Below are 24289 nucleotides of genomic sequence, written 5' to 3'. Positions count from 1 at the left end.
ATATTGGTCCCAAACCTACTAGAACATTATGAAAACAAATTCAATTATTAATGATTTTTTTCTTGTTGAAAAAGTTAACTTTTTCGAACAAATGTTAAATCAAATACCAGATTTAATATTTCAGTTAACTATTTCTCCAAACGATGAATTTAATATTACCTATCTTAATAAGAATATTTTGTCTTATTTTGAATTGAATAAATTCGAATTGAAATCCAATCCTATTGATGTTATTAGTAATAAGGTTCATCCAGAAGATAGAGATGCATTTTTTACATCACTAAATTATTCTAAACAAAATCTTGAGCCTTGGCGTTGTGAATTTCGTATCATTACCAAAAATAAAAAGATTTCATGGTTTAAAGTAGATGCCAATGTTACTTCAGATATTGATAAAAATACTATATTTTTTAGCACTTTAACAGATATTACTGATATTAAAGAGCGAGAAATTAAAGTTCAAGAATCAGAAACAAGATATCAGTTTGCTCTTGAAGCCTCCAAAAAAGGGATTTGGGATTATAATCTTACTACAGGAAATGTGTTTTTCTCAAAAGAATCGTTAGACATACTTTATCTTGATGAGTTTGATGATATTAATACCAATTCTAAATGGGATGAACGTATCCATCCAAATGATTTAAAAGATTATTTAGATAGTATTCAATCTCATAAAGATAGAAAGACACCATATTTTGAAAATACCAAAAGAGTTTTAGCAAAAGATGGTTCCTACAAATGGGTTTTAAGTAGAGGTAAAATTATTGAAAGAGATGAAAATGGTAATCCAGTTAGAATAATTGGAACTCATAGTGATGTAACACATAACAAAGAAAAAGAAAATGAATTGTTGGATCATTTAGATATTATTATAGAGCAAAATAATAGATTATTGAATTTTGCACATATAGTCTCACATAATTTAAGATCGCACACAGGAAATTTTAAAATGCTTTTAAATATTTTAGATGAATCTAATGATAAAGAAAGTAAGGATGAGTGTTTGACTTATTTAAAAACTACATCCAATGCACTTTCTGAAACTATTGACCATTTAAAAGAATTGGTTGATATTCACAATGCTATAATTCATAAAAAGGAAGATTTGAATCTTAATGCTTTTTTAAACCAAACACTTGAAGTTTTAAGCAAAGAGATAAAAGATAATAAGGTAAAAATTGTTAATAAGATTGGTGAAAAAGATACTATAAAGTTTAATCCAGCATATTTAGAAAGTTTATTTTTAAACTTTACAACCAATGCTATAAAATACTCACATCCTGAGCGTCATCCTGAAATAAGTTATTCATCTTCAGTAGAAAACGGAAAATTAGTTTTGGTTATTGAAGATAATGGTTTGGGTATAAACTTAGAAAAGCACGGCGAAAAGTTGTTTGGAATGTATAAAACATTTCACAAAAATGCTAATGCAAGAGGAATTGGTTTGTTTATTACAAAAAATCAAATCGAATCGATGGGAGGAAGTATAGAGGTTGAAAGTAAAGTAAATGTTGGAACCACTTTTAAAATAAATTTTAATGAAGAAATTTAATACTATTTTTGTTGTAGATGATGATATGGTTTATCATTTTATTATAAAAAAGTTATTTTCTAAATGCAATATTAATGTTGATACAAAATATTTTTTCAATGGTCTAGAAGCTATTGATGAATTAAAAGATAAAGTAGAAACAGATAATATTCCAGATTTAATTCTATTAGATATTAATATGCCAGTTTACGACGGATGGCAGTTTTTAGAAGAGTTTAAAAAAATAAAGCAAAAGCTTACAAAGGAAATCACAGTTTATTTGGTGAGTTCATCCAATGATGTAACAGATTTAAATAAATCGAAAGAATATCAAGATGAGGTTAAAAAGTACTATTACAAACCTATGACTCAAGAAGATTTTGAAACAATATTCGCATAAAAAAGGTATCCAAACGGATACCTTTTTTATGTTTTATGTTTATTAACTTACCTTATTTAGCAATATTAACTGCGCGAGTTTCTCTAATTACAGTAATTTTCACTTGACCAGGATAAGTCATTTCTGTTTGAATTTTTTGTGATATTTCAAATGATAGATTCGACGCCATATCATCACTAACTTTTTCACTTTCTACAATAACACGTAGTTCACGTCCGGCTTGAATAGCGTAAGCATTTTTTACACCATTAAATCCAAAAGCAATTTCTTCTAAGTCTTTTAAACGTTGTATGTAAGAATCTAATACTTGTCTTCTAGCACCAGGTCTTGCTCCAGAAATAGCATCACAAACTTGAATGATAGGTGAAATTAAATATTTCATTTCAATTTCGTCGTGGTGTGCTCCAATTGCGTTGCATACTTCTTCTTTTTCGCCAAATTTTTCAGCCCACTGCATTCCAAGTAATGCGTGCGGTAAATCACTTTCTGCATCTGGCACTTTACCAATATCGTGAAGTAAACCAGCACGTTTAGCTAATTTTACATTCAATCCTAATTCTGCTGCCATGATACCACATAGTTTGGCAACTTCTCTCGAGTGTTGTAATAAATTTTGACCATAAGAAGAACGGTATTTCATTCTACCAACAATCTTAATCAATTCTGGATGTAATCCATGAATTCCTAAATCAATAACGGTACGTTTTCCAACTTCAATGATTTCATCATCAATTTGTTTAGTTGTTTTAGCAACAACCTCTTCAATTCTAGCTGGGTGAATACGTCCGTCAGTAACAAGTTTGTGTAAAGATAAACGTGCAATTTCTCTTCTCACAGGGTCAAAACAAGAAAGGATGATTGCTTCTGGAGTATCATCAACAATAATTTCTACACCAGTTGCAGCTTCTAAAGCTCTAATGTTTCTACCTTCACGACCAATAATTCTTCCTTTTACATCATCAGATTCAATGTTGAAAACAGATACACAATTTTCTACTGCTTCTTCTGTTCCTACACGTTGAATTGTGTTGATGATTACTTTTTTAGCTTCTTGAGCAGCAGTAAGTTTGGCTTCTTCAATAGTTTCTTGAATGTGCGCCATTGCCTTAGTTTTAGCTTCAGCTTTCAAGCTTTCTACTAATTGTTCTTTAGCATCTTCAGCTGAAAGTCCTGAAATTACTTCCAATTGTTCTACTTGACTTTTGTGCATTTTCTCTACTTCTTGATACTTTTTATCAAGCATTTCAATTTTAGAGTTGTATTCAAGAGTTTTGGCTTCATAATCGTCGTTCACTTTCTTAGCTTTGGCTAATTCACTTGAAACTTGTGATTCTTTATCACGAATTCTCTTTTCAACTTCAGCCATTTTTTTATCTTTCGATAAAATTTCCTTTTCATGTTCCGATTTTAATTCAAGAAATTTCTCTTTAGCTTGTAATAATTTGTCTTTCTTGATGTTTTCTGCTTCTTGGTTGGCATCTTTCAAAATAGAAGATGCTTCTTTTTTTGCGTTTTTTATAAGGTTAGAAACATTGCTTTTTTCGAGCATTTTTGCTATTGCAAAACCTCCAGCTATTCCAACGACTACGCCGATAATTATAGATACTATGTCCATGGTTGTGTAAAAAATTTATATATAAAAAAACCTACATTAATTGCTTGTATAAACTCGTAAGGACAAGTTTTGAGTTAACTCGCTGTTCAAGTTTCCCAACTTAATGGGCTTACTATAGTAGCGACGATTTACTCATTTTAATTTGTTAGTGTTGAGTTTACCAAAAATGAACTAATGTAGGCAGTATTTTTAGTTTATTTAAAAGAACGTTTTTTCTTGTAACTTATTTATTTATTAAGATAGTCGTCTAAAAGGCTATTTATGTTTGTTAATCGTTCCATTGATTCTTTTCCATCAATAGCATTATCCACTTTTTTCTGTTCCAACTGTGATGCAAATTGTAATGCACACATAGCTAAAACATCTTGCTTATCTCTTACAGCATAATTCTCTTCAAATTGCTTTATCATTAAATCTATCTTTTTAGAAGCACTTCTCATGGCTTCTTCTTGCTGCATACTTACCGTTAACGGATAAACTCTGTCTGCAATTGATATTTTAATTTTAAGCTTTTCATCCATAATTTTAATCAGCAAGTTGCGCTATACAATAATCAATTTCGCGAATTAATGAATTTATTTTAAGCTTCGTATCTCTTTTATAATCTTCACTGCCTAGTAACGAATTAGTCATTTTTAATGATTCAAATTCTTTTTTTAACGACTCATACGCCAAAGTTTGATTTTGATTTGATTGTACAGAAATCTTTATTTCTCGTTGCAACGCTTGATTTTTTTCTTCTAAATCGTTTATCTTTTTAAACATTTTTTGAATTTTATTCTCAAGAGTATCAATTATTTCTGCAATTTCACTCATCTATGACACAATTCATTACTTAATCTTACAAATTTATAATTCCTAATCTATTAAAGCAATATTTTTCGTTAAAAATTAAATATATTTTTTTATTCACTTCTAATATTTTGTAAAATAGTTAGTTATAAATCTGTTTGTGGTATTTTTTTTGTAATTATAAAGTTTTTTATACTTTAGCAAAAAACCATTTATAATGAAATATTTCCCACTTATTTTCTTGTTTTCGATTTTTTCATTTGCCCAAAATGAGTATCCAAAAGATTACTTCAGATCACCTTTAGATATTCCATTGCAATTTTCTGGAAATTTTGGAGAATTACGTCCAAATCACTTTCATACAGGATTTGATTTTAAAACCAATCAGAAAGAGGGTTTAAATGTTTATGCCGTTGCTGATGGTTATATCTCTAGAATCAAAGTTTCAACTGCTGGATATGGCAAAGCAATTTATATAACACATCCAAATGGTTATACTTCTGTTTACGGACATTTACAAAAAGCTGTCGGAACTATTCAAGATAAGATTATTGCATTGCAATATGCTGAAAAAAGTTATGAAATTGAAGCTTTTTTTAAACCTGGCGAACTTGTAGTAAAGAAAGGCGACATCATTGCACTATCCGGAAATACTGGCGGTTCAGAAGGGCCACATTTGCATTTTGAGTTCAGAGATAACAAAACAGAGAAAATTATAAATCCGTTGTTTTTTGGAATACAAACTCAAGACACAAAAAATCCAATTGTTTCAAGTCTCATGGTTTATCCTTTAGATAATTCAGCAGTGGTAAATGAATCTAAAAGACCAGTTCTTCTTAATTTGTCTCTTCAATCTGATGGAACCTATTTGTCGCAACAAGTTTTTGCAAGTGGTAAAATTGGATTTGGAATTAGCGCAACAGACAATGATAATGTCTCATACAACGCAAATGGTGTTTACAAAACGGAATTGATATCTAATGGGAAAGTGATTTTTGGATATGAATTTGATACTATGGTCTTTGATGAAGCAAAATATATTAATGCTTTTATCGACTATGCTAGATATAAGAAAATGCGTCAAAGAGTACAAAAGCTTTTTATGAAAAATCCATTTCCTTGGAGTAATATTTATCAAAATTATGAAAATGGGATATTAAATATTGTACCAAATACTTTAGAAATTCAACGTATTGAAGTGTCTGATTTCTTTAAAAACAAAACGGTTATTTCAATTCCGGTAAAATATTCAGCAAAGCCAGCTCTTATTAATGAAGAGAATAAAGTCACAAAGTATTTGGTAAAATCTAAAGTTGAATCCAACTTTGAAAAGGATAATTTTTCTGTTTATTTTCCAGCAGGAACATTTTATGAAGATTTCTATCTAAATTTTGATGTAAGAAATAACACGCTTTTCCTTCATGATGATTCCGTTCCTGCACATACCAACTTTACAATTTCTGTTGAAGACACCAAATCTTCAGAAGAAGAAAAGAAAAAAATGTTTATTGCATCAGTAAACGGAACTAAATTAGGATACATCACAACAAAACTAGTAGGTAATACGTTTACTTGTAAAACAAGAAATTTGGGACAATTCACATTAGCAAAAGACATAACTGCTCCAAAAATTAGTATGGCAAAAAGCATTGAAGGTAAATGGATTACAAATCAAAAAAGCATTAACGTAACGATTTCTGATGATTTGTCTGGCGTTAAAACCTACAATGGCTACATTAACGATAAATGGGTTTTATTTGAATATGAATCAAAATTAAAGCGCTTGACTCACGTTTTTAATGATGATTTGTTACAAGAAGGGGCCAATAAATTGAAAGTAGTTGTTACAGATAATGTTGGAAATTCTACTATCTTTGAAACTCAGTTTAACAGAAGTCAAAAAAAATAATATCTTTTGAAAGCAATAAATAAATTTATATACCTAGTTTTTTTTCTATTTACCATTGCATCTTTGGGGCAAACAGCGAAAGTTACAGGAATAGTTTTAGATGAAAACAACAATCCTGTTGAAGGAGTTAATGTTAGTTATCAAAGCCAATCTGTTGTTACTAATAAAACAGGTTTTTATGTAATCACCATTCCGGCGAATCAAAAAGTAGTTTTGGTTTATACACATGTTTCTTTAAAAAATATTACAGCAACATTTCAATTAAAAAATAATGATATTGTTGAATATAATCCTGTAATGAGTTCTAAAAACGCTCAATTGGACGAAGTTATTATTAAAAACAATAGAGGTAGAGCATCAGGGATTATAAGTATTGAACCAGAAGTTATTAGAAAAAATCCAAGTTTGTCTGGTGGAATTGAAAGTGTGATTAAAACATTACAAGGTGTAACTTCAAATACTGAATTGAGTGCTGCTTACTCTGTGAGAGGTGGAAATTATGATGAAAACTTGGTTTATGTAAATGAAGTCGAAATTTATCGTCCGTTTTTGGTGCGCTCTGGTCAGCAAGAAGGATTGAGTTTTACTAACACTGATTTAATTCAAAATATAGAATTTTCTGCTGGTGGATTTCAAGCCAAATTTGGAGACAAAATGTCTTCTGTTTTAGATATTACTTACAGAAAACCTACAAAATTTGGAGCTTCACTAGAAGCAAGTTTTCTTGGTGGAAGTATTTCTGCAGAAGGCGTTTCTAAAAATAAAAAATGGAGTGCCATGACAGGTATTCGTTATAGAGATAATTCGCTTTTGGTTAACAGTCAAGAAACAGAAAGTAATTTCAGACCAACTTTTGCCGATGTACAAACTGTTGTTAACTATGATGCTTCTGCAAAATGGCAATGGAGTTTTTTAGGAAATATTGCTCAAAATAAATACAGCTTCCAGCCTTTAACACGTCAAACCAATTTTGGTACTTTGAGTGAACCTATTGCACTACAAGTTTTTTATGAAGGACAAGAAGATACTCAATTTCAAACCTTTTTTGGCGCTATTAAGTCTACATTCAAATCAAATGAAGATAATACTTATAAGTTTATTGCATCTTCCTATCACACACAAGAGCAAGAATATTTTGATATAGACGCTGCTTATTTTTTAGGAGAAGTTGATAGTAATATTGGTTCAGAAACTTTTGGTGATGTAACTTTCAATCGTGCAGTTGGGTCTCAATTGAATCATGCCAGAAATGATTTAGATGCATTGATAATTAATGCAGAAGTAAAAGGAAGTCACAATGTAAAAAAGAGATTTCAAATAGATTGGGGCGTAAAATATACGCACGAAAGTATTCGCGATAGAATAGTAGAATGGGAAGTTATCGATTCGGCAGGATTCTCAATTAATCCACCAATTATAGATATTCCTAATGATCAACCTTACAATCCTTATGTTGGTCCGTTAGTACCTTTTCAGAATGTAAGAGCGCTAAATTTTGTAAATATTGATAGAATTTCTGCTTTCGCACAGTGGAATACAAAAACTACACTTGGAAACAGTCAATTGTTTTTAAACGCTGGTGTTAGAGCACACAATTGGATGGTTTCTGGTGATAATATTACGTCTTCAAGTCAAACCGTTTTTAGTCCGAGAGCTCAAATTTCACTCAAACCCGATTGGGAAAGGGATATGATTTTTCGACTCTCAACAGGATTTTACTATCAACCGCCATTTTACAGAGAATTGCGTGACCTAAATGGAGCCGTTCAATCAGACGTTAAAGCACAACAATCAATTCATTTTGTAGTAGGAAATGATTATAATTTTAAAATGTGGAATCGTAAATTCAAATTGGTTTCAGAAGCATTTTATAAAACTATGAATGATGTAAACACTTATACTTTGGAGAATGTGAGAATTCGATACAGAGCTAATAATGATGCAACGGCTTATGCTTACGGATTTGATTGTAGATTAAATGGTGAGTTTGTTCCAGGAACTGAATCATGGTTTACTTTCGGATATTTAAAGACAGAAGAAAATCAAGACAATAGAGGAAATATCGCTCGTCCTACAGATCAACGTTTAAAATTTGGTATTTTATTTCAAGATTATATGCCAAACATTCCTAACGTGAAATTGTATATGAATTTGGTTTACAATACAGGACTTCCTGGTGGTTCGCCATCTTATGCTGATGTGTATCAATATCAAAGTCGTTTGAGAGATTATCGTAGAGCCGACGTTGGATTTTTCTATTCGTTTACCGAAAAAAATGAGCTAAAACCAGACGGACATTGGTTGAAAAAGTTTAAAGAATTATCATTAGGATTTGAAGCATTTAATTTGTTTAATAATCAAAATGCTATTACAAATACTTGGGTTCGTGATGCCTACACCAAAAATCAATACGGAATCCCAAATTATATGACCACGAGAGTTTTTAATGTGAAGTTGACTGCAAGATTGTAAATGAGTTTCAAGAAACATAGAAAGATTTTTTATGTTCCTGGAATGATTTCTTTGGTGGTTTTGCCATTACTTTGTTTTTGGTTCATTTTTTTTAATGGTTATATGAAAGAATATAGATCTTTTAATTATGGCTTAGATGAAGAGTATTCCAAAAAAATAATCAAAGAAAAACCAAAACTTATTTTAAGAAATAATAGTACTTATGTATTTAATTCTTCAATAGAAAAGGAGCAAAATAAGTTAGATAGTTTTCAATTGGCTATAAGAAAATTGCACCAATCCAACGATTCAATAAATGGAATTAAAGTTCATTTTGGAAAACAAATGAATTATGAAGTTTTTATAAGAGTATTGGATATTCAAGCAATCGAAAAAACAGATACTTATTATCAACTTGATAACGATTTATATGTATTGGGAAACAGAAAGATAAAGAAAAGTTACAAAAAAAGTATGAATTATGAAAAGTGTTTTTATTATGAAGCAAATAAAGATTTTTTTGCTGAACAAAAAACAAAAGCAAATTGGCTACTTTTAATTAAAAATTTAAAGCAATACAAAATAGTTCTATTTGCCTTTATAGGAATTATAATTCTAAATATTTTTGTACTACTAAAGTTCAATAGAAATAGAAAATACAATCAAAAATCATATCTTTGATAAAGATTAAATATTGTTCAAATGAAAAATTTCTCAAAATATAGTGTCCTTGCATTAATCATACTTTTAGTTAGTTGTAAAGAAGAAACTGAAAAGCCTAAAGTAATTTACGAAAATACTTCTAAAGAGCGTTCAGAACCAAAGATTGATACTTCTAAAATATTAGTAGCTGATTTACCAATTCAAATGGAAGGAACTTCGGTTTTGTTATTTCCAATTGGTGAGTTTACCGTTGCTAGCGGAAGGTCCAAAACAAAATATTCGAGTTCAGAAAGAGAAAGTTTTGTGGTTTCTAATTCTAATGAATACGAAATTACAGGTTATTTAAGCAATTTTAAGTTCCAACAAATTGGTTCTGATTCATTGAAAGTTTTAACCGACAAACCTGTTTTAATAGAGCGAGTAACTTATTTGAAATCGATTGCTGATAAAACAAAAAAGCAATTTTTAGTTTATGTTCTAGAAGATATGGATTCTAATAAAGACGGAAAACTAGATAGTAACGACATCAAAGATTTATATATAAGTGCAATCGATGGAAGTAACTTTAAAAAACTTTCTGTTGAATTTCAAGAGTTTATAGATTGGAATGTGATAGATTCACAAAACAGATTATACTTCAGAACGATAGAAGACATCAATAAAAATGGTGCGTTTGATAAAGACGATAAAGTACATTATCAATACGTAGATTTAATGGATAAAGAATTGAAGGTGGTGGAGTATAATCCTATTTAATAGTAAATAAAATAATTTATCATTAAATTTAGAACAAACAACTAACTACTATCTTTAATGCAGTAACAACGATTTTTACAATTAGATTTATCATAACATAAATTTATTGGTTAGCTTCAGTAAAAATAATTAATATTTAGATTGCTTTTCAAAAAAACTTACCGAATTGTAAGAGTTTTTTAAATTAGAATATCACTTTCTAAATCTGATTTTTCAATTTCAAAGTCAAACCCAAGTTTGTCAACTAATTCTATTACCAATTTTTTATACCAATTTTCAGATTTTGGATGAATGTAGATTTTTTCTATAAGTTGCGAAATATCAACATCAATTTTTAAACCATCATTGATTTTAATTTCTTGCTCAGATAAATCGGCGATAATTCTGACTTCACGTTCATACTGAAAACTTTTACGTTTAAATAGAAATGGAAAAAACATATCGTCAAAAGGAATATATTCTTTTTTGTAATCGATGTAATTTACTTCGCCAATGTATTGCTTGAAATCCTTTTCAGCTTCTAAGGCCTTTTGGAGTCTTCCAATAGTAGATTGAATAGCCAAACCTTCACTATTTTGTGTGAAAATTTGCCACATAGCAAACGATTCATATTCATTGATATGCCAACTGCTAATAACAACTTTTTCTCTGTGTGATTTATAGTAATCAAGAAACTCAGGATTATTGGCAGACAATTTTTTAATTTCTTCAAAGGTCGGTTCAGAAAATGTTCCTTCATATTGATCTTCAAACTTATCCGAACGCGACATGAAGAGTTTTCTAGAAAGTAGCAAGTCCAAAAATTTTGACAAGTCCAAATACTTCCAAACTATCGTATCTGGATTTTCTGGAAGTGTGATATTTGGATTATTGAAATACATTTAAAAACGTTTCGGAAATTTCATCGAATATTGTCCAACATAAATAGCGAGAATAAGCCAAACCACTACATATTTTAGAAGATATTCTTCAACTAATTGTTCATCAATAGTGTAGGATAATGTGATAATAACTGAAACAAAAATTATAAGAAATAAACCAGTAAAATATTCTCTTTTCATAAATTAAATGGGTTAATTATTTAGATTCCAACATCCAACATCCATCCTCCATCCTCCAACTTTTTACTCAAAACTTTGCATCAATACTAACTTAGAATACATTCCGTTTTTGGCCAATAATTCTTCGTGATTGCCTTGTTCAACTATCAAACCTTTTTGCATCACCACAATTTTATCAGCTTTTTGAATTGTAGATAATCGGTGTGCAATAACAATAGAAGTTCTATTTTGCATCATGTTTTCTAGAGCTACTTGCACAAATTTCTCACTTTCGGTATCCAATGCAGATGTTGCTTCATCCAAAATCATAATTGGTGGATTTTTTAAAACCGCACGCGCAATTGAAAGTCGTTGTTTTTGTCCACCAGAAAGTTTTCCACCAGCATCACCAATATTGGTTTCAATACCGTTAGGTAAATCTTTTACAAATTCATAAGCATTTGCCACTTTTAATGCAGCAATAATTTCGTCATCGGTTGCATTAGGTTTGCCAATTAGTATATTGTTTTTTATGGTATCATTAAAAAGTATAGAATCTTGAGTAACCAAACCTATCATCTGACGTAAAGAGTTCATCGTCATGTCTTTTAGATTGATGCCATCGATGTTGATACTTCCTTCTTGTACGTCATAAAAACGAGTAAGAAGATTTGCAATTGTACTTTTTCCACTACCAGATTGACCTACAAGAGCCACAGTTTTTCCTTTTGGAACTTCTAATGAAAAATTGGTTAAAATATTATCATCTTCATATCTAAAGTTGATATTTTCTATAGTGATATTTTTATCAAATGTTTCTTTGTTAATCGCATTTGGTTTATCTGTTATGGTATTTTCAACTTCTAAAACTTCAAATACTCTTTGAGCTGCAGCTAAACCGCTTTTAACCGAATAACTTGCTTTAGAAATTGATTTTGCTGGAGTAAGAATGTTGTAAGCCAATCCCATGTATACTAAGAATTGAGCACCTTCTAAAACGGCTTTTCCATTAGCAAGTTTGTCAACCAAAACCATATTTCCGCCAAACCAAAGTAAAACAGCAATTACAATAATTCCCATGAATTCACTAAAAGGTGATGCTAAATTGTTTTTTCTTCCAATACTGTTGGATAGATTTAGTAATCTAGTAACCGAACTATTAAACTTCTGTTTGAAATTATGCTCTGCATTATAACTTTTTACAACTTTTAAGCCAGATAAACTTTCTTCAACAATGGAAATTAAATAACCACCTTCAAATTGAGCTCTTTCTGATTTTGCTTTTAATGATTTTCCAATTTTTGAAATAATAAATCCTGAAATAGGAATAAATATGAAAACAAAAAGCGTCAGTTTTACACTAATTGCAAACATTGTTACAATCGTAAAAATAATGGTCATTGGCTCTTTTACGATAAGTTCTAAAATTGAGAAGAATGAATTTTGAACCTCATTAACGTCGCCTAACATTCGCGCCATTATATCTCCTCTTCTTTTTTCAGAATAATAAGAAACAGGTAGTTCAATAATTTTATCGTACATTGTGGTTCTTAAATCTTTTAGAACTCCATTTTTTAAATGCATTAAATGGTTTGAAGCAAGATAGTTGAACAAGTTTTTAAATAAAAAAGTAATAATTACTAAACTAACAACTAGTATTAATGCAAATTGAGGACCATCATTCTTAGACAAAGTATTTATCTGAAAGTATAAATAATTTTTTCCATAAGTTCCAATATCCCAAATGGTTGTGTAGATAGGTTCTTCTAATACTTTGTTTTCATTTTTGAATAAAACATCCATCATTGGTATTAGAGCAACAAATGATAATGTGCTAAACAAAGCATATAAAATATTATAAATCACATTCCATATAACGTGAAATTTATAAGGTTTTATAAATGGAATTATCTTTTTTATGTTTTCGTCCATTTCTAGTTTAACTGCATTTCTGCGATTATATTTTTAATTTTATTATCCAATTCTAATTCAATTTCTTTCGCATTTTCTACAGCATCTAGAGGAGCATTAACACTAAAATAAAACTTAATTTTTGGTTCTGTTCCACTAGGACGAGCACAAATTTTAGAGCCATCTTCCAAATAATAGATTAGTACATTAGATTTTGGAATTGAAATCGATTCAAGCTCTTGAGTAAACATATTTTTTGAAGTCGAATTTTCATAATCTTCAATACAAACCACACGTTGACCATTAATCTCACTCATCGGATTCTCACGTAAATCAATCATCATTTGATTGATTTCTTGCATTCCAGAAATTCCTTTTTTAGTTAACGAAATCAAATGCTCTTTGTAAAAACCAAAATCAACGTATAAATTTAATAACTCTTTATATAGTGTACTTCCTGCAGCTTTGGCTTGCGCAGCAATTTCGCAAACTAGTAAACAAGCGCCAACAGCATCTTTATCACGAACAGCATCGCCAACCATGAATCCGAAGCTTTCTTCTCCACCACCAATAAACGTTAGTTCTGGGAAGTCTTTTATAAATTTCGCAATCCATTTGAAACCGGTTAATCCAACTTTGCATTCAACATTGTATCCAGATGCTAATTCTAACATCATTGGAGTTGAAACAATAGTTGAACCAATAAATTGTTTTCCGTCAATTTTTCCAGCTCGTTTCCATTGTTCTAGCAAGAAAGCTGTCATGATAACCATAGTTTGATTACCATTTAACAGTATCATTTTACCATCAGTATCACGAACAGCAACACCCAATCTATCAGAATCTGGATCGGTGCCAATTACAATATCGCCACCAATTTTATCTGCTAATTCCAATGCCATTGTTAATGCTTCTGGTTCTTCAGGATTTGGAGATTTCACAGTTGGAAAATCACCGTTGGGAACCTCTTGTTCTGCAACAATATTCACATCAGTATAACCAGCTTTTGCTAAAACTCCCGGAATTGCTTTTATTGAAGTTCCGTGAAGTGAAGTGTAAACAATTTTTAAATTTTCTTTTGCTGCTGCTGGTGTATTGAAACTTGCATTTTCAACAGTAGATTTTGCAAAAGCTTCATCAATAGCAACATCAATGTATTCAATAAGATTTTCGTTAGCTTCAAATTTAATTTCGCTATAATTTAATGCTTCGATAACCTCTATAATTTCTTTGTCTTGTGGTGGAACTAACTGCCCACCATCTTGCCAATATACTTTGTATCCATTATATTCTGGCGGATTGTGAGAAGCCGTAAGAACGATTCCTGCATGGCAATTCAAATATTTTAAAGCAAAAGACAATTCAGGAGTTGGACGCATATCAGAAAAAAGATAAACGTGAATTCCATTTGCCGAAAAGACATCAGCAACAACTTTTGCCAAAGTATCACTATTATGTCGACAATCGTAAGCGATAGCAACTTTTAGTTGTTCTCCAGGAAATGATTTTATCATGTAATTTGATAAACCTTGTGTGTTTTTCCCAAGTGTATATTTGTTGATTCTATTGGTTCCAACACCCATAATACCTCGCATTCCACCAGTTCCAAATTCAAGATTTTTAAAAAAACTTTCTTCTAAATCTCTAGGAGAAGTTGTCATCATTTCTTTGATATCTTCTTGCGTTTGATTGTCAAATGTTGGTGTTAACCACTCGTTTACTTTGTCTAAAATAGTTTGTTCTATGTGCATAATCTTATTTTGAAAGGCGAAATTTCGCTTTGTATTATTATAAATTTATTTCTGAGGCAATTTTATAACGTTCTTCATTGTTTTTTGTACGAAGAATGATTTCACCTAAAAATCCAGCTAAAAATAATTGAGTTCCAATAATCATTGAAGTTAAGGCAATATAAAATAATGGATTACTGGTAACTAAAATGGTATCAAATCCAGAGTAAAGTTTTATAAGTTTTATAGTAATGATGAAACCAGTTGCTAAAAAACCAATAATAAACATTAAAACTCCAGCAGCTCCAAACAAGTGCATTGGACGTTTTCCGTAGCGAGATAAAAACCAAATCGTAATTAAATCAAGAAAACCATTAACAAAACGACTCATTCCAAATTTAGATTCGCCATATTTTCTTGCTTGATGAATAACTACTTTTTCGCCAATTTTTCCAAAGCCAGCATTTTTAGCTAGAACTGGGATATATCGGTGCATTTCACCAGAAACTTCAATGTTTTTGATAACTACATTTTTGTATGCCTTCAATCCACAATTAAAATCGTTCAAATAAACACCAGAAGTTTTTCTTGCTGCCCAGTTGAATAATTTGGAAGGTAAATTCTTGGTTACTGCATTGTCGTAACGTTTCTTTTTCCAACCTGAAACTAAATCAAAATTTTGTTCTGTCACCATTTTGAATAATCCTGGAATTTCATCTGGACTATCTTGTAAGTCTGCATCCATTGTAATAATAACATCACCTTGAGCTTTTGCAAAACCTGCATGAAGTGCTTGAGATTTACCAAAGTTTCTTAAAAACTTGATCCCTTTTACACAAGGATTTTCTTTTGATAAATTTTCAATAGTTTGCCAAGAATCATCTGTACTTCCGTCATCTATAAATAGAATTTCATAAGTGTAGTTATTTTCTTTCATGACTTTTACAATCCATGAATGCAACTCTGGTAACGATTCTTGCTCGTTTAATAATGGGATAATTATGGATAGATTCATTAAATTAAAAACTTTGATTACGGTCTTTTTTTACTATGGCACCAATTATAAGAGAGTAAATAAGTCCGATAAAAGCATACATAAGTACTGTAACAGGAAGTAAAATTGCTGGATGTGAGAATTTTTTCATCATTGAAATACTCATCTCTATTTGCTCTGATGTCATTTCAGGATTTTTTTCTACCATCATTTTACCAACTTTATCATACATTTCGGTCATATAATCAGGCATAATTAAATTGAATACAACCATGAAAATTCCAGATATTAATCCTGCTATTATGCATATGGTAACTCCTATTTTTAGACATTCTCCAAAGCTAACAAAACCACCATTTATGTTTGTTTTGTAATTATTACAGCCAACATATATAAAAAGAAGTGGAAGAATTAAAAAATTTAAGACGTTGATTATAGTTCCATATGTAGGGTTTGTTTGAGGGTCGATATTCATAACATAACCAATTACAAATTCTAGAATCATTATAGCTCCAAATAGGAATCCATAAATTAACCCTGATTTAGCAGGTGAAGTAGTATTATCCATTTTTTTTGTCTTTAAAATTAATCCACAAATATAGTAATTCCATTATTATTGTAGAATATATAATTCAATTAAAAAAAGTGCTTTAAAGGTTTGATAATTAAAAAATAGTTGTATTTTTGCACTCTCAAATAAAAAACAATAATTAAAAGTTGTAGCCAGTTGATACCTTTTATAATGAAAGCTTCACAACAAACTACTTCATAACAAATAAAAGATTTACACAATGAAACAAGGAATTCACCCAGAAAATTACAGATTAGTTGCTTTTAAAGACATGTCAAACGAAGATGTTTTTATCACTAAATCAACAGTTGAAACTAAAGAAACTATCACTCACGAAGGAGTTGAATATCCAGTTTACAAAATGGAGATTTCTAGAACATCTCACCCATTTTACACAGGTAAATCTAAACTTATCGATACTGCAGGACGTATTGATAAATTTAATAGCAAATATGCTAAAAAAACAAAATAATTTTTTAGTAGTTCAAATTTTATTAAGACCTTCCAATTTTTTGGGAGGTTTTTTTATGAACTAAACTTTTGTAACTTTGACAAAACATTACTAATGATTTTAAATTTTGTTTTCAACCATTAAACTGAAATCTGAAATCTGAAATCTGAAATCTGAAATTAAAATGAACTATATACTTTTTGACGGAACCGTTCGAAACGCACTTTTACCTTTTACTTTTACACGACCAGTTGCTGAAATTCGCATTGGAATTTTAACTATTCGTGAAAAGTGGGAAAAATATTTAGGTTATACAACAACCACTCTAACTGAAGAATATCTTTCTGAAAAGTATCCAATGGTTGAGCTTGAAGATAACGTAATGATTAATGCTTCTTTTTTGCCCAATGATGTTTTGTCAGAAATGGTTAAAAGTTTAGAAAAAAATCAGGCAATTTTTAAAGGTGATACAGTAATAGCCTTTTATACTAAAGATACTCAAGAAGAAATTGATTTTGATACTTACGAAATTATTGAATTTAACGAAGATTGCCTAACAGTTGAAAACACATGGGATATTTTTGCTAAAAATGATGCCGCAATTCGTGAAGATTTTGATTTAATCACTGAAGGTAGAACATCGCTACCAATACCAAAAAATGTTAATGTTTTATCACCAGAAAATATTTTTATTGAAGAAGGAGCAAAGCTTGAATTCGTAACATTAAACGCTTCAACAGGACCAATTTATATAGGAAAAAACTCCGAAATAATGGAAGGTTCTGTCATTCGTGGACCATTCGCATTGTGTGAAGAAGCACAAGTAAAATTGGCAACCAAAGTTTATGGAGCAACTACTGTCGGACCACATTCAAGAATTGGAGGAGAGGTTAATAATTCAGTGCTTTTCGGATATTCAAATAAAGGTCATGATGGTTTTTTAGGAAATGCTGTTCTAGGCGAATGGTGCAATATTGGAGCTGATAGTAATAATTCAAATCTTAAAAATAACTACGAAGAAGTGCGTTTGTGGAGTTATGAAACAGAAGGTTTTGCCAAAACAGGATTACAATTCTGCGGACTAATGATGGGTGATCACAGTAAATGCGGAATCAACACCATGTTTAACACAGGAACTGTTGTAGGAGTTTCTTCTAATATTTTTGGAAGTGGTTTTCCAAGAAATTTTGTTCCAAGTTTTTCTTGGGGTGGCGCTTCTGGTTTTACAACTTACTTAACTTCAAAAGCTTTTCAAACGGCTAAAATTGTAATGTCGCGTCGTCACGTAGATTTTACAGAAGAAGATGCTAAAATATTGGAACACATTTTTGAAGAAACTAAAAAATATAGAAAAGAGTAAATTATTTAACTAGCATAAATCAAAACACATAGCATTAATGTTATGTGTTTTTTTGTTTTAAATTTTGAGATTACTCTTATTTATCTTCTTCAGAAACCCAAATAATAGCAGCGTCCAACTCATCATGATTAAAGCATTTAAATTCTCCAATCATAATTTTGCTAAAAAGTTCAGTGAAAATTTTGATACCTTGAGTGTCGGTTATTATTGCGGCTCTGTTCCATTTTGAAAACACTTTTATACCTAAAATGGCATCTTGAAGCCAAGCACCAACTGTAAAATTTGATAATTCGGTTTCAATTTGTAAAAGATAATTTAAGGTGTCATATTTAGCTACAAAAGCTTCAACTTTTGGAATGACTTCTGTTGTAAAATCATCGGCATTAATATCACCAACTGCTCTAAAACCTATAAATTTTTTTCCTTCATTTGCTATTTCTACTATCATAATATTAATTTTTTATCAGTGTAAAATTCACTTATTATAAATTAGAAATATTACATAATGATTTTAAGATATTGTATAATTAACGTGTTATTTTTATTTTAAAGAAAATCAAATATGTAGTTTACGTTTTGATTTAAAATTACTTAAATTTGCACTCTCAATTTTTTGACAACGATTTCATTAATTGAGTTTACTTATGGAAAACAGAAAAAAAGTAGCATTCTACACTTTAGGATGCAAGTTGAACTTCTCAGAAACGTCAACAATTGCGCGTAATTTTCAAGACGAAGGTTTTGATAGAGTAGATTTTGAAGAAGTTGCTGATATGTATGTCATCAATACGTGTTCGGTTACAGAAAATGCCGACAAACAATTCAAGCAAATAGTAAAAAAAGCCATGAAACTCAATGATAAAGCATTTGTTGCTGCCGTTGGTTGTTATGCGCAATTAAAACCAGAAGAACTTGCTGCCGTTGATGGTGTTGATTTAGTTCTTGGTGCTACAGAAAAATTTAAAATCACCGATTATATTAATGATTTGTCCAAAAACGATATGGGCGAAGTGCATTCTTGCGAAATTGAAGAAGCCGATTTTTACGTAGGAAGTTATTCCATTGGCGATAGAACTCGTGCTTTTCTAAAAGTTCAAGATGGTTGCGATTACAAATGTACGTATTGCACAATTCCATTAGCACGCGGAATTTCAAGAAGTGATGCTTTAGAAAATGTTCTTAAAAATGCTTATGAAATCTCACAACAAGGCATTAAAGAAATTGTTCTAACTGGTGTAAATATTGGTGATTACGGAAAAGGAGAATTCGGAAACAAAAAACACGAACATACTTTCCTAGATTTAGTAAAAGCTTTAGATGAAGTAGAAGGAATTGAACGTTTACGAATTTCATCCATTGAACCTAATTTGTTGAAAAACGAAACAATCGATTTTGTTTCAAAAAGTAGAACTTTTGTTCCTCATTTTCATATTCCATTGCAATCTGGAAGTAATGAAATTCTTGGTAAAATGAAACGTCGATACCAACGTGAAGTTTATGTTGATAGAGTTGAGAACATCAGAAAAGTGATGCCACATGCTTGTATTGGTGTTGATGTAATTGTAGGTTTTCCAGGTGAAACCGATGAACATTTCTTAGAAACTTATAATTTCTTAAATGAGTTGGATATTTCTTATTTGCACGTTTTTACTTATTCTGAAAGAGACAATACTGAAGCTGCAACTATGGAAAATGTTGTTCCTATGAATGTGAGATCTAAAAGAAGTAAAATGCTTCGAGGATTGTCAGTTAAAAAACGTCGTGCTTTTTACGAAAGTCAAATTGGAACCAACAGAACTGTTTTGTTTGAAGGTGAAAATAAGGAAGGTTACATTCATGGATTTACCGAAAATTACGTAAAAGTTAAAACACCTTGGAATCCTGAATTAGTAAATACTTTGCACGAAATCAATTTGACAAGAATAGACGAAGATGGAAGTGTTAGATTGAAATTCCAAAACGAAAAATTCCAAATCCCAACTGTTTAAGTATTAGAATTTGGAATTTTAAAAATTAGATTTTCTAATATTTATAGTTAAACCTGATTTTAGTAATCCTAAAAACAGATTCACTATATTTTTCTATAAATTCATATTTATTTCTTCCTGGTTGTTTGAAATCGATGATTCTTTCACCAGAAATTTCATAGTACATAGAGTTTCCTTCAAACATAAATCGTTTGCCATTGTTACGATATGCAGAACGAATTAAATCAAATTCAGATAAATTCCATGTAGTAAGATTGGCATCTAAATCTTCTAATTCTGAAAATAATCCTTCTGTAATTTCGGTTTTGCAACCATAATATTTTTGGATGTTTTCAAAAAATGAAATTATATTTAGGTTTAGTTCTTCGGAATTCATCCTATAAAATTATGAAAAAAATTCTAATTTAAATTATCAGTAAAGAGTTTTAGGTTTTTAATTTATTTAGCTGATTAGGCTATTTTTAAATGTTATTGGCTGTTTAACCGATTTCTTCTCATTTAGACGTTTTTATTTCATACAATGAAATTCGCTTTATATTTTTGTTCTTGATATTAAAAAATCAAACAATCAATGATGAAAAAATGTGTTTTATTTGTAATTGCAATCTTTTTTATTTCTTGTTCTAATGATGATGCTACTAAAAAAACTTCTGCTATGGCAGGCGTTTGGAAATTAACGTCTTTGACAACTGAAAGTCCTATTCTTGTAAATGGTGTTTTAACAAAAAACTTCACTCAAATTGCTTCAAATTCGCAAATCAATTTTATTGATACTACTTCAGGGACTATAAGTTATGTCTCTGGTATAGGTTTCTTCTCGCAAACCATAAATCAAAATATAGAATATAGTTCAACATCTTCTTTTGAATCATTTAATTTTGATTTTACTAAAAATAATAATTTAGTTACGTTTTACAAGGAAAATGATGAAACAGTTAATTTGGTATTAGACGGAAACACATTAACAATGGAAGTAGGCAGCGGAATTGTGCTAGGAAATTTAGATAACAATACAACCGAAAATTATGCTATTAAATATGTTTTTACAAAACAATAGTTGTTTCAAATACTCAATAAAAAATAGAATTACCCTTTAATTCTTTATCAAAAAAAACCAAAAATCGATGTAGTCATGATTTTTGGTTTTTTTTTGAATTTACTAAAAAATTTATATTTTAATTCCAGGAGGCAATAAATCTCTATAAGTTGTATTTTTTCTAAAAAACAATGCAATTTTAGGAAGAATAGGAACCACTTTTAATTTACGTTCGTAAGCAATTTCCATAATATTCTTCAATAAATCATTGATAAATTCTTCATTGTCAAATCCATCAAAAGTATTGATTCTTGTTAGGAAAATCTTTTTTTCTTGAAACGAATATTCAACAGAAACCAACTTTCCATCGACCAAAGTTTCAAACTGTCTAGCGAATGTATTGTCTTTAATTTCCATTTTTTCTAAAATTAACTCTGAGTTCATGTATAAGTGGGATAAATAAATTAATTTTATGCAAATTTCGGAATAAAATATGGATAAAGCCACCGAAATAAGTTAAAATATGAGTAAGATACACGTTTATTTTATGCCAGGTCTAGCGGCAAGTCCAACAATCTTTGAAATGATTGATTTGCCAAAAGACACTTTCGAAGTACACTTATTACACTGGTTTCTGCCAGAAAAGAATGAATTACTTGTTGATTATGCCAAACGTATGGCAAAAAAAGTAACTCATGAGAATGCTGTTTTGATTGGAGTTTCCTTTGGTGGCGTTTTAGTTCAGGAAATGAAACAGTTTCTTACTACTAAAAAAATAATTATCGTTTCAAGCGTTCGTAGTAATAATGAATTACCTCGAAGAATGAAAATTGCTAAAACTACTAAAGCCTATAAATTACTTCCTACAGGTTTGCTTCAAGATGTTGAACTATTGACAAAGTACGCTTTTGGTGATACCTTGAAAAAGAAATTGAAACTTTACGAAAAATACCTTCACATGCGCAATAAAGAATATCTTGATTGGGCAATTGAGCAAATGATTTGTTGGGATAGAACTAAAATTGACACAGAGATTATTCATATTCATGGAGATGCTGATGAGGTTTTTCCTGTCAAACACATTAAAAATTTTATTAATGTAAAAGGAGGAACTCATGCAATGATTTTGAGTAAATATCGATGGTTTAACACAAATTTACCAAAGATAATTTTAGAATGATTTTGATTTTGGTTTGATTTTTGTAGCTTTGAAAAATATACAATTGGAATATGAAAAAGATACAAATTTTAGGTGTAACTGCACTATTAGTTTTAGCTAGTGGAGCTTTTATTTATGCGACTTCAGGCGAAAAAAAGGAAAAACAATTTAAAGAAGGAACTTCTCAATATTTTCCAACAAAAATTGACTTTGCTGGTGAAAAAGCACCATTACAAATAGCCGACGTAAAAGAGCGATTTGACAGAGAATTATTAATCAATGCTAATTTACATTCTTCTACAATACTAATTTTAAAACGTGCTAATAGAGCTTTTCCAGTTATAGAGCCTATTTTAAAACAATATGGAGTTCCAGATGATTTTAAATATTTGGCTGTTATTGAAAGTTCATTAACCAATGCGGTTTCTTCAGCAGGAGCAAGAGGTGTTTGGCAATTTATGCCAGATACTGCTAAAGAAAAGGGAATGGAAGTTAATGATGGTGTTGACGAACGTTACCATCTTCAAAAATCTACCGAAGCAGCTTGTAAATATTTATTGAAAGCCAAAGAGAAATTCGGAAGCTGGACACTTGCAGCAGCATCTTATAATGGAGGAATGACAGGAGTGAACAACAAAATCACGGAGCAAAAAGTTACAGATTATTATGATTTATTATTAACAGACGAAACATCAAGATATGTTTTCAGAATTTTAGCTTTGAAAGAAATCATGAAAAACCCATCACTTTATGGTTTTGATGTTTCAAAATATGAATTGTATGATAACATTCCAACTAAAACTATTGAAGTTGATAGTTCTATAACTGATTTAGCAACATTTGCAAAATCACAAGGAATCAATTACAAAATTTTAAAAATCCACAATCCTTGGTTGCGAGATAAGAAATTAGTTAATACAACTAAGAAAAAGTATTTGATTGAAATTCCAACCGAAGGTTATTAGTAAGTTGGCAGTGTTCAGTGTTCAGTTGGCAGAAATATTTTGAAAATAAAAAAGTTCGCAATTTTTGCGAACTTTTTTATTTAAGTATCATCATAACTGAATACTAAATCTTCTTCATCTGTTCTTTCATCATTTTTATCTGATCATTCAGCATTCCTTGTTTGTCTAGCTTTTTAGCTTCGTTGATAAGGTTTGTTGCTTCTAATTTTCTTCTTCTAGACATTGCAACACCAGCTAAATTTAATTTTGCTACAGCTAAATCCATGTCCATATTTAAACCTAATTCAATTGCTTTCTTGAAGTATTTTTCTGCTTGAATTAAATTAGTTTGGGATAACATTAATCCTTGCAAGTAATTATAATATCCTTGTTGTTTTTGTACCAAAGCTGTTTCAGGATTTTTTATTTTGGCTAACCATTTTTTTGCACCTTCAAAGTTTTGTTTACGTAACTGTAAGAAAGCCATTAAAATATATTCATTTTTAAAATAAAGAAACAAAGGAATTAATGACAATAAGATAAGGAAAATTCCATTTCCGATATTACCTTCTGTGAATTGCCAAATAGCGGCGATAAAGATTAAACCTGTTAAAATAAGTTTGATATTTCTGTGAAACATAATAGTGTATTTTTAAGTTCGCAAAGATAATAAATAGAAATTAAAATATTTTTAAAAAACTACTTGCAAGTAATAAAAATCGTTGTATATTTGCACTCGGTTTAAAAAAGACCTCAAGAAAAGATTATTATACGATTTTAAAGATAAAAAGCAATGAGCAAAAGAACGTTTCAACCATCGAAAAGAAAAAGAAGAAATAAACACGGATTTATGGACAGAATGGCTTCTGCAAATGGAAGAAAAGTCCTTGCGCGTCGTAGAGCTAAAGGAAGACATAAGTTAACTGTATCTTCAGAACCAAGACACAAAAAATAATGATTAGATTCTAATCAATATCAAGCCGTTACT

The 24289-nt window shown here is 30.1% G+C and carries 26 protein-coding genes; 13 read left to right on the top strand and 13 right to left on the bottom strand.

Annotation, left to right across the window (positions count from 1 at the left end):
* Positions 1–28: 28 nt before the first annotated feature.
* Positions 29–1552: a PAS domain-containing sensor histidine kinase gene (locus tag ABD766_RS02190; protein ID WP_344815168.1), complete on the top strand. Its 1524-nt coding sequence runs from the start codon at positions 29–31 to the stop codon at positions 1550–1552.
* The gene (locus ABD766_RS02185; RefSeq protein WP_298304141.1) at positions 1539–1931 is read left to right on the top strand and encodes a response regulator; all 393 of its coding nucleotides are present in this window, start codon (positions 1539–1541) and stop codon (positions 1929–1931) included. Before ABD766_RS02190 ends, ABD766_RS02185 begins: the two co-directional genes overlap by 14 nt.
* 52 nt (positions 1932–1983) lie before the next feature.
* On the opposite strand, the gene rny is transcribed toward ABD766_RS02185, so the two are convergent.
* The 3 genes from rny to ABD766_RS02170 form a co-directional block, all read right to left on the bottom strand.
* Positions 1984–3546, bottom strand: coding sequence for a ribonuclease Y (gene rny, locus ABD766_RS02180; RefSeq protein WP_298304143.1), 1563 nt, complete (start codon positions 3544–3546; stop codon positions 1984–1986).
* 227 nt (positions 3547–3773) lie between these two features.
* Positions 3774–4067 (bottom strand): cell division protein ZapA, encoded by a 294-nt coding sequence (locus ABD766_RS02175; protein ID WP_298304145.1) that lies wholly within the window; start codon positions 4065–4067, stop codon positions 3774–3776.
* Between the two features lie 4 nt (positions 4068–4071).
* A complete protein-coding gene (locus ABD766_RS02170; protein ID WP_344815167.1) occupies positions 4072–4362 on the bottom strand; it encodes a hypothetical protein in 291 nt (96 codons plus the stop codon).
* 193 nt (positions 4363–4555) lie between these two features.
* Between ABD766_RS02170 and ABD766_RS02165 the strand changes: the two genes are divergently transcribed.
* Genes ABD766_RS02165 through ABD766_RS02150 form a run of 4 tightly spaced genes read left to right on the top strand, consistent with a single transcriptional unit; the run spans position 4556 to position 10117 of the window.
* The gene (locus ABD766_RS02165) at positions 4556–6247 is read left to right on the top strand and encodes a M23 family metallopeptidase (RefSeq protein WP_344815166.1); all 1692 of its coding nucleotides are present in this window, start codon (positions 4556–4558) and stop codon (positions 6245–6247) included.
* A 15-nt stretch (positions 6248–6262) separates the two neighbouring features.
* Entirely contained in the window at positions 6263–8719 is a 2457-nt protein-coding gene (locus ABD766_RS02160; protein WP_344815389.1) for a TonB-dependent receptor, read from the top strand.
* On the top strand, positions 8720–9379 hold the full coding sequence (locus ABD766_RS02155) for a hypothetical protein (RefSeq protein WP_344815165.1): 660 nt from the start codon (positions 8720–8722) through the stop codon (positions 9377–9379).
* Positions 9380–9400: 21 nt separating this feature from the next.
* The gene (locus ABD766_RS02150; RefSeq protein ID WP_344815164.1) at positions 9401–10117 is read left to right on the top strand and encodes a CREC-EF hand family protein; all 717 of its coding nucleotides are present in this window, start codon (positions 9401–9403) and stop codon (positions 10115–10117) included.
* Positions 10118–10296: 179 nt separating this feature from the next.
* Here ABD766_RS02150 and ABD766_RS02145 read toward each other — a convergent pair whose 3' ends face one another.
* The 6 genes from ABD766_RS02145 to ABD766_RS02120 all read right to left on the bottom strand — a co-directional run bounded on the left by ABD766_RS02145 (position 10297) and on the right by ABD766_RS02120 (position 16360).
* Positions 10297–10998 (bottom strand): hypothetical protein, encoded by a 702-nt coding sequence (locus ABD766_RS02145; protein ID WP_344815163.1) that lies wholly within the window; start codon positions 10996–10998, stop codon positions 10297–10299.
* Entirely contained in the window at positions 10999–11178 is a 180-nt protein-coding gene (locus tag ABD766_RS02140; protein ID WP_344815162.1) for a hypothetical protein, read from the bottom strand.
* Between the two features lie 63 nt (positions 11179–11241).
* Positions 11242–13089, bottom strand: coding sequence for an ABC transporter ATP-binding protein (locus ABD766_RS02135; RefSeq protein ID WP_344815161.1), 1848 nt, complete (start codon positions 13087–13089; stop codon positions 11242–11244).
* Positions 13090–13091: 2 nt separating this feature from the next.
* A complete protein-coding gene (locus ABD766_RS02130) occupies positions 13092–14819 on the bottom strand; it encodes a phospho-sugar mutase (protein ID WP_344815160.1) in 1728 nt (575 codons plus the stop codon).
* A gap of 37 nt (positions 14820–14856) precedes the next feature.
* A complete protein-coding gene (locus tag ABD766_RS02125; protein ID WP_344815159.1) occupies positions 14857–15813 on the bottom strand; it encodes a glycosyltransferase family 2 protein in 957 nt (318 codons plus the stop codon).
* Positions 15814–15817: 4 nt separating this feature from the next.
* On the bottom strand, positions 15818–16360 hold the full coding sequence (locus ABD766_RS02120) for a DUF4199 domain-containing protein (protein ID WP_344815158.1): 543 nt from the start codon (positions 16358–16360) through the stop codon (positions 15818–15820).
* Between the two features lie 223 nt (positions 16361–16583).
* Here ABD766_RS02120 and ABD766_RS02115 point away from each other — a divergent pair, with 223 nt between their 5' ends.
* Positions 16584–16835 (top strand): type B 50S ribosomal protein L31, encoded by a 252-nt coding sequence (locus ABD766_RS02115; RefSeq protein WP_290831253.1) that lies wholly within the window; start codon positions 16584–16586, stop codon positions 16833–16835.
* Positions 16836–16998: 163 nt separating this feature from the next.
* Positions 16999–18174, top strand: a complete 1176-nt coding sequence (locus tag ABD766_RS02110; protein WP_344815157.1) for a GlmU family protein — start codon at positions 16999–17001, stop codon at positions 18172–18174.
* 76 nt (positions 18175–18250) lie between these two features.
* On the opposite strand, the gene ABD766_RS02105 is transcribed toward ABD766_RS02110, so the two are convergent.
* Positions 18251–18622 (bottom strand): SpoIIAA family protein, encoded by a 372-nt coding sequence (locus ABD766_RS02105; protein WP_344815156.1) that lies wholly within the window; start codon positions 18620–18622, stop codon positions 18251–18253.
* Positions 18623–18818: 196 nt separating this feature from the next.
* Between ABD766_RS02105 and mtaB the strand changes: the two genes are divergently transcribed.
* Positions 18819–20162 (top strand): tRNA (N(6)-L-threonylcarbamoyladenosine(37)-C(2))-methylthiotransferase MtaB, encoded by a 1344-nt coding sequence (gene mtaB / locus ABD766_RS02100; RefSeq protein WP_344815155.1) that lies wholly within the window; start codon positions 18819–18821, stop codon positions 20160–20162.
* Between the two features lie 34 nt (positions 20163–20196).
* On the opposite strand, the gene ABD766_RS02095 is transcribed toward mtaB, so the two are convergent.
* Complete coding sequence (locus ABD766_RS02095; protein ID WP_344815154.1) at positions 20197–20538, bottom strand: hypothetical protein; 342 nt, start codon at positions 20536–20538, stop codon at positions 20197–20199.
* Between the two features lie 195 nt (positions 20539–20733).
* Between ABD766_RS02095 and ABD766_RS02090 the strand changes: the two genes are divergently transcribed.
* Positions 20734–21219 (top strand): hypothetical protein, encoded by a 486-nt coding sequence (locus ABD766_RS02090; protein ID WP_344815153.1) that lies wholly within the window; start codon positions 20734–20736, stop codon positions 21217–21219.
* Positions 21220–21330: 111 nt separating this feature from the next.
* On the opposite strand, the gene ABD766_RS02085 is transcribed toward ABD766_RS02090, so the two are convergent.
* Positions 21331–21615, bottom strand: coding sequence for a GNAT family N-acetyltransferase (locus ABD766_RS02085; protein WP_298304181.1), 285 nt, complete (start codon positions 21613–21615; stop codon positions 21331–21333).
* Between the two features lie 106 nt (positions 21616–21721).
* Here ABD766_RS02085 and ABD766_RS02080 point away from each other — a divergent pair, with 106 nt between their 5' ends.
* Entirely contained in the window at positions 21722–22378 is a 657-nt protein-coding gene (locus tag ABD766_RS02080) for an alpha/beta hydrolase (RefSeq protein WP_344815152.1), read from the top strand.
* 50 nt (positions 22379–22428) lie between these two features.
* A complete protein-coding gene (locus ABD766_RS02075) occupies positions 22429–23322 on the top strand; it encodes a lytic transglycosylase domain-containing protein (protein ID WP_344815151.1) in 894 nt (297 codons plus the stop codon).
* A 103-nt stretch (positions 23323–23425) separates the two neighbouring features.
* Here ABD766_RS02075 and ABD766_RS02070 read toward each other — a convergent pair whose 3' ends face one another.
* Positions 23426–23941, bottom strand: a complete 516-nt coding sequence (locus ABD766_RS02070; RefSeq protein WP_298304187.1) for a DUF2892 domain-containing protein — start codon at positions 23939–23941, stop codon at positions 23426–23428.
* Between the two features lie 153 nt (positions 23942–24094).
* Here ABD766_RS02070 and rpmH point away from each other — a divergent pair, with 153 nt between their 5' ends.
* A complete protein-coding gene (gene rpmH / locus ABD766_RS02065) occupies positions 24095–24256 on the top strand; it encodes a 50S ribosomal protein L34 (protein WP_008464848.1) in 162 nt (53 codons plus the stop codon).
* The last annotated feature ends 33 nt before the right edge of the window (positions 24257–24289 follow it).

The organism is Flavobacterium cheonanense (assembly GCF_039539185.1).
In the GTDB taxonomy this organism is placed as follows: Bacteria; Bacteroidota; Bacteroidia; order Flavobacteriales; family Flavobacteriaceae; genus Flavobacterium; species Flavobacterium cheonanense.
This window is presented reverse-complemented; position numbering and strand designations above follow the sequence as displayed.

What these genes read in the sequence shown, in the direction of transcription:
- ABD766_RS02190 (WP_344815168.1), top strand. Translation starts at nt 29, where the DNA reads ATGAAAACAAATTCAATTATTAATGATTTTTTTCTTGTTGAAAAAGTT.
- ABD766_RS02185 (WP_298304141.1), top strand. Translation starts at nt 1,539, where the DNA reads ATGAAGAAATTTAATACTATTTTTGTTGTAGATGATGATATGGTTTAT.
- rny (WP_298304143.1), bottom strand. Translation starts at nt 3,546, where the DNA reads ATGGACATAGTATCTATAATTATCGGCGTAGTCGTTGGAATAGCTGGA.
- ABD766_RS02175 (WP_298304145.1), bottom strand. Translation starts at nt 4,067, where the DNA reads ATGGATGAAAAGCTTAAAATTAAAATATCAATTGCAGACAGAGTTTAT.
- ABD766_RS02170 (WP_344815167.1), bottom strand. Translation starts at nt 4,362, where the DNA reads ATGAGTGAAATTGCAGAAATAATTGATACTCTTGAGAATAAAATTCAA.
- ABD766_RS02165 (WP_344815166.1), top strand. Translation starts at nt 4,556, where the DNA reads ATGAAATATTTCCCACTTATTTTCTTGTTTTCGATTTTTTCATTTGCC.
- ABD766_RS02155 (WP_344815165.1), top strand. Translation starts at nt 8,720, where the DNA reads ATGAGTTTCAAGAAACATAGAAAGATTTTTTATGTTCCTGGAATGATT.
- ABD766_RS02150 (WP_344815164.1), top strand. Translation starts at nt 9,401, where the DNA reads ATGAAAAATTTCTCAAAATATAGTGTCCTTGCATTAATCATACTTTTA.
- ABD766_RS02145 (WP_344815163.1), bottom strand. Translation starts at nt 10,998, where the DNA reads ATGTATTTCAATAATCCAAATATCACACTTCCAGAAAATCCAGATACG.
- ABD766_RS02140 (WP_344815162.1), bottom strand. Translation starts at nt 11,178, where the DNA reads ATGAAAAGAGAATATTTTACTGGTTTATTTCTTATAATTTTTGTTTCA.
- ABD766_RS02135 (WP_344815161.1), bottom strand. Translation starts at nt 13,089, where the DNA reads ATGGACGAAAACATAAAAAAGATAATTCCATTTATAAAACCTTATAAA.
- ABD766_RS02130 (WP_344815160.1), bottom strand. Translation starts at nt 14,819, where the DNA reads ATGCACATAGAACAAACTATTTTAGACAAAGTAAACGAGTGGTTAACA.
- ABD766_RS02125 (WP_344815159.1), bottom strand. Translation starts at nt 15,813, where the DNA reads ATGAATCTATCCATAATTATCCCATTATTAAACGAGCAAGAATCGTTA.
- ABD766_RS02120 (WP_344815158.1), bottom strand. Translation starts at nt 16,360, where the DNA reads ATGGATAATACTACTTCACCTGCTAAATCAGGGTTAATTTATGGATTC.
- ABD766_RS02115 (WP_290831253.1), top strand. Translation starts at nt 16,584, where the DNA reads ATGAAACAAGGAATTCACCCAGAAAATTACAGATTAGTTGCTTTTAAA.
- ABD766_RS02110 (WP_344815157.1), top strand. Translation starts at nt 16,999, where the DNA reads ATGAACTATATACTTTTTGACGGAACCGTTCGAAACGCACTTTTACCT.
- ABD766_RS02105 (WP_344815156.1), bottom strand. Translation starts at nt 18,622, where the DNA reads ATGATAGTAGAAATAGCAAATGAAGGAAAAAAATTTATAGGTTTTAGA.
- mtaB (WP_344815155.1), top strand. Translation starts at nt 18,819, where the DNA reads ATGGAAAACAGAAAAAAAGTAGCATTCTACACTTTAGGATGCAAGTTG.
- ABD766_RS02095 (WP_344815154.1), bottom strand. Translation starts at nt 20,538, where the DNA reads ATGAATTCCGAAGAACTAAACCTAAATATAATTTCATTTTTTGAAAAC.
- ABD766_RS02090 (WP_344815153.1), top strand. Translation starts at nt 20,734, where the DNA reads ATGATGAAAAAATGTGTTTTATTTGTAATTGCAATCTTTTTTATTTCT.
- ABD766_RS02085 (WP_298304181.1), bottom strand. Translation starts at nt 21,615, where the DNA reads ATGGAAATTAAAGACAATACATTCGCTAGACAGTTTGAAACTTTGGTC.
- ABD766_RS02080 (WP_344815152.1), top strand. Translation starts at nt 21,722, where the DNA reads ATGAGTAAGATACACGTTTATTTTATGCCAGGTCTAGCGGCAAGTCCA.
- ABD766_RS02075 (WP_344815151.1), top strand. Translation starts at nt 22,429, where the DNA reads ATGAAAAAGATACAAATTTTAGGTGTAACTGCACTATTAGTTTTAGCT.
- ABD766_RS02070 (WP_298304187.1), bottom strand. Translation starts at nt 23,941, where the DNA reads ATGTTTCACAGAAATATCAAACTTATTTTAACAGGTTTAATCTTTATC.
- rpmH (WP_008464848.1), top strand. Translation starts at nt 24,095, where the DNA reads ATGAGCAAAAGAACGTTTCAACCATCGAAAAGAAAAAGAAGAAATAAA.